Source organism: Arsenophonus endosymbiont of Bemisia tabaci Q2, from assembly GCF_902713415.1.
GTDB lineage: Bacteria > Pseudomonadota > Gammaproteobacteria > Enterobacterales > Enterobacteriaceae > Arsenophonus.
The window spans coordinates 1-8,023 of record NZ_CACTIE010000020.1 but is presented as its reverse complement, the minus strand read 5'-3'; the positions used below and the strand labels follow the sequence as shown (position 1 = coordinate 8,023).

General features: G+C 41.0%; 4 protein-coding genes, 2 tRNA genes and 2 rRNA genes. 6 read left to right on the top strand and 2 right to left on the bottom strand.

What is annotated here, in order from left to right:
• The first annotated feature begins 66 nt into the window (after positions 1 to 66).
• Positions 67 to 708, top strand: a complete 642-nt coding sequence (gene fabR / locus ARSQ2_RS01765) for an HTH-type transcriptional repressor FabR (protein WP_181994155.1) — start codon at positions 67 to 69, stop codon at positions 706 to 708.
• A gap of 224 nt (positions 709 to 932) precedes the next feature.
• Here fabR and trmA read toward each other — a convergent pair whose 3' ends face one another.
• A complete protein-coding gene (gene trmA, locus ARSQ2_RS01760) occupies positions 933 to 2,036 on the bottom strand; it encodes a tRNA (uridine(54)-C5)-methyltransferase TrmA (protein WP_181994154.1) in 1,104 nt (367 codons plus the stop codon).
• Positions 2,037 to 2,381: 345 nt separating this feature from the next.
• Between trmA and murI the strand changes: the two genes are divergently transcribed.
• A complete protein-coding gene (gene murI, locus ARSQ2_RS01755; protein ID WP_181994153.1) occupies positions 2,382 to 3,227 on the top strand; it encodes a glutamate racemase in 846 nt (281 codons plus the stop codon).
• A gap of 58 nt (positions 3,228 to 3,285) precedes the next feature.
• On the opposite strand, the gene ARSQ2_RS01750 is transcribed toward murI, so the two are convergent.
• Positions 3,286 to 3,462, bottom strand: a complete 177-nt coding sequence (locus ARSQ2_RS01750; RefSeq protein WP_181994152.1) for a hypothetical protein — start codon at positions 3,460 to 3,462, stop codon at positions 3,286 to 3,288.
• A gap of 542 nt (positions 3,463 to 4,004) precedes the next feature.
• Here ARSQ2_RS01750 and ARSQ2_RS01745 point away from each other — a divergent pair.
• The 4 genes from ARSQ2_RS01745 to ARSQ2_RS11820 form a co-directional block, all read left to right on the top strand.
• Positions 4,005 to 5,561 (top strand): 16S ribosomal RNA (locus ARSQ2_RS01745).
• 66 nt (positions 5,562 to 5,627) lie between these two features.
• Positions 5,628 to 5,704 (top strand) — tRNA-Ile (locus ARSQ2_RS01740).
• 67 nt (positions 5,705 to 5,771) lie between these two features.
• Positions 5,772 to 5,847 (top strand) — tRNA-Ala (locus ARSQ2_RS01735).
• A 336-nt stretch (positions 5,848 to 6,183) separates the two neighbouring features.
• A 23S ribosomal RNA gene (locus tag ARSQ2_RS11820) occupies positions 6,184 to 8,023 on the top strand; the annotation flags it as partial.

Below are 8,023 nucleotides of genomic sequence, written 5' to 3'. Positions count from 1 at the left end.
GCAAATCTGTTAAAATTTGGTATAGTAGCCTAGTTACATTATTACCGAAGAGGTATATTAATTACTGTGAGTAATATTACAGGCGTCAGAGCAAAGCAGAAAGAAAAAACGCGTCGTTCTCTGATAGAAGCGGCTTTTAGTCAATTGAGTGCTGAGCGTAGCTTTACTAGTCTCAGCTTACGTGAGGTTGCCCGAGAAGCGGGTATTGCACCGACCTCTTTTTATCGACATTTTCGTGATATTGATGAATTAGGATTGACCATGGTTGATGAAAGCGGTCTTATGCTGCGTCAATTAATGCGTCAAGCACGACAGCGTATTGCAAAAGGTGGCAGTGTTATTCGAACATCTGTTGCTACTTTTATGGAATTTATTGGTAATAATCCGAATGCCTTTCGATTATTGCTACGTGAACGTTCAGGTACATCGGCTGAATTTCGTGCGGCAGTTGCCAGAGAAATTTACCATTTTATTGCTGAATTGGCTGACTACTTGCAACAGGAAAGTAATACGCCTCGGTATTTTACTGAAATTGAAGCCGAAGCCATGGTTACTATAGTATTTAGTGCGGGGGCAGAAGCATTAGATATTGATCAGGAAAAAAGGCAGCTTTTGGAAGAACGATTAGTTTTACAGCTTAGAATGATCGCCCGTGGAGCCTATTATTGGTATCGTCGTGAACAGGAAAAACATAATATTAAATTATAAATAATTTTTTGCAGTAAACCAAAAATTGCAATTATTTATTGGTGTTTTCTATATTAGTTTTTTAAATGACTTTTAATATTATGAATGTTATAGAAATATTGTCTATATCAATATTATTTAATATATTCTTAGAATAAAAATAATATTAGCTATCATTAGATAGATTTTTTGCTGTTATGACTTATAAAATAAAATGCCATATTTTTTATGGCGTTTTATCTCATTCAAATATGTTTTTTCTCAAGTAAAACACCGCATTCAATATGGTGGGTATAAGGAAATTGATCAAATAAGGCTAATCGATCAATTTTATGAGTTTTATTAAGTATATTTAAATTGTGACAAAGTGTATTAGGATTACAGGATATATAAAGAATACGTGGATATTTTTGTACTAATTCAAGCGTTTTTTCATCTAAACCACAGCGAGGCGGATCGATTAAAATAGTCTCACATTTATAACTTGTTAAATCAACACCTTCAAGGCGTTTAAACTGACGTTCACCTTGTATTGCTTGGGTAAAATCTTCTGCTGACATTTGAATAATTTTTACATTATTAATTTTATTAGCTTCAATATTATATTGAACCGCTGCTACTAATGGTTTTGCAATCTCGGTTGCCAGAACACAATTAAAATTTTGTGCTAGTGCGATAGAAAAATTACCGTTTCCACAATAAAGCTCCAGTAAATCACCTTTTGTGTTTTTAGTAATATTAATCGCCCATTCTAACATTTTGATATTTATTCTGGCATTGGGCTGGGTAAAACTATTTTCAATTTGGCGATAGATAATTGACTTACCTGAAATAGGTAATACCTCATCAATATAATCCTGTTCTAATATAATTTTTGTTTTTGCTGCGCGGCCAATAAGTTGTATATCAAAACCTTGATTAATTAGAGCGCTACGTAATTGTTTAGTTTGTTCAATCCATTCTTGTTCCAATTTTTTATGATAAATTAATGAAACAATAATCTTATTACTTAATGTTGATAAATAATCTACTTGGAAGAGTTTATACCGTAAAAGCGGTTTATTTTTAATTAATGGAATTAAAGCAAGCATCATTTGATTAATTAATTTACTAGCGCTAGGTAATTGATCAACTCTTATACGTTGTTTAGTCGTTTGATCAAACATTATATGAAATAAATCTGGTCCTTCATGCCAGAGGCGAAATTCAGCGCGCATTCTATAATGGGAAAAATCAGAACGAAAAATTTCTGGCTCAGGTGCATTAAAAGGCAGCATAATACTGTTTAAATATTTGATTTTTTCAGCTAGCTGCAAGTTGTATTGGGTAATTGACAAATTATTTAGCATATATTCAGATTCATCTTGAGAAAAAATTTTCTATCGTGAGATTGTAGGGAAAGAGAAAGAGAAGTCTAGCTTTGGTGCACGATTTATAGATAGTAATTACAAAGGTTTTTCTAAAGCTTATTTTTTGAATATTGATAGTGATAGTAAGAGTGGTAAAGTTTTAGTTCTTCGATATTGAACGGTAATGCAAAAATAAAAATAGGTTATGATATTGTCTTAAAACCAGCGGACAATTATTACAACAGCACAGGATTCATTCAATCTATTATTACTGTATAATTACTCACGACTATTTTTACTAACAATTCTCTTATCAGCATATTGTTCATTATTGTGATGAAATGAATGAAAAATGAAATAAAAAAAGTAACCTCTGCTCAGTCGAAAACGGCTCGGCCAACTATTCTAATTTTTGATTCTGGTGCTGGTGGGTTATCTGTTTATCGTGAAGTCAGACAGCTATTGCCAGATTTACACTATATTTATATTTATGCTTTTGATAATGATGCTTTTCCTTATGGAGAGAAAAGTGCAGAATTTATTATTGAACGTATTATTCGCTTCATCGATCAAATTCAACAAAAACATGCGTTAGCAATAGCAATTATTGCTTGTAATACGGCAAGTACGGTCAGTTTGCCTGTTTTAAAAGCGCATTTCCAATTTCCAATTATTGGGGTTGTTCCCGCAATAAAACCAGCAACTAAATTAACACGTAATGGTGTTATTGGATTATTAGCAACTAAGGTAACTGTTAGTGGAAACTATACTAGAGAACTGATCGATCGATTTGCCGTTGATTGTAAAGTTGAGATGATCGCTTCATCAGAATTAGTCGAATTAGCAGAAAAAAAACTTCATGGTCAGGTAATCTCAAAAGAAGCGTTAGTGCGCATTGTAAAACCGTTGTTAAAAATAAAAGAACCCCCTGACACCATTGTCCTCGGTTGTACACACTTTCCGTTATTATCGGCAGAACTAAAAGAAGTGCTTCTTGACGGAACCAGACTCATTGATTCAGGCGCTGCAATTGCCAGACGAGCGGTTTGGTTAATCAATAACCATCAAAATTTGATTTTAACAAAAAGTAAAAATATTGCCTATTGCACTAAAATGGATGTTGAAGCTGAAAAGCTTATTCCTGTACTGATAAATGAAGGTTTTAATCGGTTAGAAAAAATGTTTATTTAAGCCGATTTGTTGAAATATAAACCAATTAGACAAATTTTTTTAAATATAGCTAAGCGACTTAATTTTGATTACACCATATTGAGTGCGAACAAAATATGGTGTAATCAAAATTAAGTCGCTTAGCTATACAGATGCAGAGCCAATCCGAAATTGCTTCGCTGTTTCTTGGATACTCAACCTTTCTTTCTTCCATCGTAAATATCACTTTACGTCTAAAATCAATTGAATAGCTCATATAAATAATGTCATCAAAATTAAGTCCGCTTAGCTATAACTGTTGCCAGCGGCTTAAAAGCGCCTATAATGCGCTCCCATTGGTTGAGAATAAATAATTGGATTTTTAGTCAGTGAAGTGAAAAGAAAAGTAGAAATAACTACTTGACTTTACAGGTAAAAAGCGTAATATACGCCACCTCGCGGCCTAGGGCGCACGCTAGGGCGCACGTTCTTTAACAATTAATCAGACAATCTGTATGAGCACTCGCAAGACATCATCAAAAAATATTTGATTTTAAAGTTTTAAAGCGTTAATAAAACAGTTATAGCTGGGCCACTTTAAAATGATTACAAGTAATTACTCTATATCAGTAAATTTATATTGGAGAAAAAACATATATTTTGTAATCAAAATTAAGACGCTTAGCTATAATTCATATATGAACTAATATGCAGTAACGTTATTTTGGTCGGCAGTGGCGAAAATGGTCAAACATCGGCAAAGCGAGTTGAACAAAAAAGTGTTACGGTCAGTAAAACATTCTTTGAGCATCAAGCTTTTAATTGAAGAGTTTGATCATGTCTCAGATTCAACGCTGGCGGCAAGTCTAACACATGCAAGTCAAGCGGCAGCAGAAAAAAGCTTGCTTCCTTGCCGGCGAGCGGCGGACAGGTGAGTAAGGTATAGGGATCTGGCCGAAGGCGGGGGATAAACACTGGAAACGGTGGCTAATACCGCATAATCTCTAAGAAGCAAAGTGGGAAACCATTCTGGTCTCACATCTTCGGATAAACCCATATGAGATTAGCTAGTAGGTAGGTAATTGCTCACCTAGGCGACGAGCTCTAGCTGGTCTGAGTAGATGATCAACCACACTAAAATTAAGACACGGCCCAGACTCCTACGGGGAGGCAGCAGTGGGAAATATTGCACAATGAGCGTAAGCCTGATGCAGCCATGCCGCGTGTATGAAGAAAACCTTCGGGTTATAAAGTACTTTCAGTCGTGAGGAAAGTGTTAAGGTTAATAACCTTGGCAATTGACGTTAGCGACAGAAGAAGCACCGGCTAACTTCGTGCCAGCAGCCCCAGTAATACGCAGGGTGCGAGCGTTAATCAGAATTACTGGGCGTAAAAGGCACGCAGGCGGTTAATTAAGTTGGATGTGAAATCCCGGGGCTTAACCTGGGAATAACATTCAAGATTCGTTAGCTAGAGTCTTGTAGAAGGCGTAAAATTCCATGTGTAGCGGTCAAATGCGTAAAGATGTGGAGGAATACCGGTGGCGAAGGCGCGGGGGGCCCCCTGGAAAAAGACTGATGCTCATGTGCGAAAGCGTGGGAAGCAAACAGGATTAGATACCCTGGTAGTCCACGCTGTAAACGATGTCGATTTGGAGGTTGTCGTCATAAACTGTAGCCTGCGGAGCTAACGCGTTAAATCAACCTCCTGGGGGAGGGTACGGCCGCAAGGTTAAAACTCAAATAAATTGACGGGAAGCCCCCACAAGCGGTGGGGCATGTGGTTTAATTCGATGCAACGCGAAGAATCTTACCTACTACTCTTGACATCCAGCAAATCCTTTAGAGATGGACGAGTGCCTTTGGGAGCGCTGAGACAGGTGCTGCATGGCTGTCGTCATGCTCGTGTTGTGAAATGTTGGGTTAAGTCCCGCAACGAGCGTAACCCTTATCCTTTGTTGCCAGCGATTCGGTCGGGAACTCAAAGGAGACTGCCGGTGATAAGCCGGAGGAAGGTGGGGATGACGTCAAGTCATCATGGCCCTTACGAGTAGGGCTACACACGTGCTACAATTGCGTATACAGAGAGAAGCGAGCCAGCGAAAGGAAGCGGAACTCAGAAAGTACGTCGAAGTCCGGATTGGAGTCTGCAACTCGACTCCATGAAGTCGGAATCGCTAGTAATCGCGGATCAGCACGTCGTGGTGAATACGTTCCCGGGCCTTGTACAAAAAGCCCGTCACACCATGGGAGTAGGTTGCAAAAGAAGTAAGTAGCTTAACCTTTTTGGTTGGCGCTTACCACTTTGTGATTCATGACTGGGGTGAAGTCGTAACAAAGTAACCATAGGGGAACCTAGGGTTGGATCACCTCCTTACCTAGATAGATAGAATGTGAATGTTCACACAGATTGTTTGATGAAGATTAAGCAGAAAGTATCATTAGGCTTGTAGTTCAGGTGGTTAGAGCGCACCCCTAATAACGGTTATGTCGGTGGTTCCAGTCCACTCAGGCCTACCAACATTGCTGATGGAAGTGCCTGAAAGGCAAGGTTAGCAGTAAGGTGTAATGATACGACAATCTTAATGGGGCTATAGCTCAGCTGCCAGAGCGCCTGCTTTGCACGCAGGCGGTCAGCGGTTAGATCCCCCTTAGCTTCACCATATTGCAAGATAAAAATAGAAAAAAGCTATTCAGAGCAGGCTGGCAACAGTATGCTGCGAATAATAATCCTCTTTAACAATCTGGAACAAGCTGAAAATTGAAACACACATTATTGAAAAAACAGTGTGGAGAACTCTCAAACTCCAATTTGAAGTGTTATTCAAATAGGCAGACGAGTGGCATGAGCGAGCAGGGTAAAATTTACGGCGTAGGCGCGCAGTCAGCGCAGCGTACATAAGTACATGCTCATGACGAGCACCGCACAACAAAAAATTTCGCACGGCGCAGCCATGACGCTTCCGTATTATTTGATAAGAGACACCTTCGGGTTGTGAGGTTAAGCGAATGAAGCGTATACGGTGGATGCCTAAGCAGTCAAAGGCGATGAAAGGACGTGCTAATCTGCGAAAAGCGTCGGTAAGTTGATATGAAGCGTACTAGCCGGCGATGTCCGAATGGGAAAACCCAGTGCATTAATGCGCTATCGTTTGATGAATTCATAGTCAAACGAGGCAAACCGGGGGAACTAAAACATCTCAGGAACCCGAAGAAAAGAAATCAACCGAGATTCCCCCAGTAGCGGGGAGCGAACGGGGAGCAGCCCAGAGTCAACATCAATATTTACCGCAGGAGAAGGGTCTGGAAAGGCCGGCAACAAAGGGTGATAGCCCCCCGTATCTGAAACGGTAAGTGTTGTGAACTCGAAGAGTAGGGCGGGACACGTGTTATCCTGTTTGAATATGGGGGGACCATCCTCCAAGGCTAAATACTCCTGACTGACCGATAGTGAACCAGTACCGTGAGGAAAAGGTAAAAAAACCCCGGCGAGGGGAGTAAAATAGAACCTGAAACTCTGTACGTACAAGCAGTGGGAGCACCCGAAAGGGTGTGACTGCGTACCTTTTTTATATGCGTACCTTTTGTATAAAAGGTCAGCGACTTATATTCTGTAGCACGGTTAACCGGATAGAGAAGCCGTAGGGAAACCGACTCTTAACTGGGCGTTAAGTTCCAGGGTATAGACCCGAAACCCGGTGATCTAGCCATGGGCAGGTTGAAGGTTGGGTAACACTAACTGGAGGACCGAACCGACTAATGTTGAAGAATTAGCGGATGACTTGTGGCTAGGGTGAAAGGCCAATCAAACCGGGAGATAGCTGGTTCTCCCCGAAAGCTATTTAGGTGGCGCCTCGTGAATTCATCTTCGGGGGGTAGAGCACTGCTTCGGCTAGGAGGTCATCCCGACTTACCAACCCGATGCAAACTACAAATACCGAAGAATGTTATCACGGGAGACACACGGCGGGTGCTAACGTCCCTCGTGAAGAGGGAAACAACCTAAACCGCTAGCTAAGGTCCCCAAGTTATGGTTAAGTGGCAAAAGAAGTGGGAAGGCTTAGACAGCCAGGATGTTGGCTTAGAAGCAGCCATCATTTAAAGAAAGCGTAATAACTCACTGGTCAAGTCGGCCTCCGCAGAAGATATAACGGCGCTAAACCATGCACCGAAGCTGCGGCAGCGACATTTAGATGTCGCTGGGTAGGGGAGCGTTCTGTAAGCAGTAGAAGATGGACTGAGAAATCTGCTAGAGGTATCAGAAGTGCGAATGCTGACATAAGTAACGATAAAGCGGGTGAAAAACCCGCTCGCCGAAAGACCAAGGTTTCCTGTCCAACGTTAATCGGGGCAGGGTAAGTCGCGACCCCTAAGGCGAGGCTGAAAAGCGTAGTCGATGGGAAACAGGTTAATATTCCCGTACTAAGGGTTACTGCGAAGGGAGGACAAAGAAGGCTAGGCTATCCGGGCGACGGTTGTCCCGGTGTAAGCGAGTAGGTGAGTAGTGCAGACAAATCCGCACTGCTACAATACTGAGACGTGATGACGAGCCACCAAGGTGGTCAAGTAGTTGATGCCCAGCTTCTAGGAAAAGCCTCTAAGCGATAGGTAATCATTAATCCTACCCCAAACCGACACAGGTGGTTAGGTAGAGAATACTCAAGCGCTTGAGAGAATTCGGGTGAAGGAACTAGGCAAAATGGTGCCGTAACTTCGGGAAAAGGCACGCTGGCATTAGCTAAAGGGTCTAGCATCCCGAGCTGAAGCCAGTCGAAGATGAAGATATAGCTAAGCGACTTAATTTTGATTACACCATATTGAGTGCGAACAAAATATCTG

What these genes read in the sequence shown, in the direction of transcription:
- trmA (WP_181994154.1), bottom strand. Translation starts at nt 2,036, where the DNA reads ATGCTAAATAATTTGTCAATTACCCAATACAACTTGCAGCTAGCTGAA.
- murI (WP_181994153.1), top strand. Translation starts at nt 2,382, where the DNA reads ATGAAAAATGAAATAAAAAAAGTAACCTCTGCTCAGTCGAAAACGGCT.
- ARSQ2_RS01750 (WP_181994152.1), bottom strand. Translation starts at nt 3,462, where the DNA reads ATGAGCTATTCAATTGATTTTAGACGTAAAGTGATATTTACGATGGAA.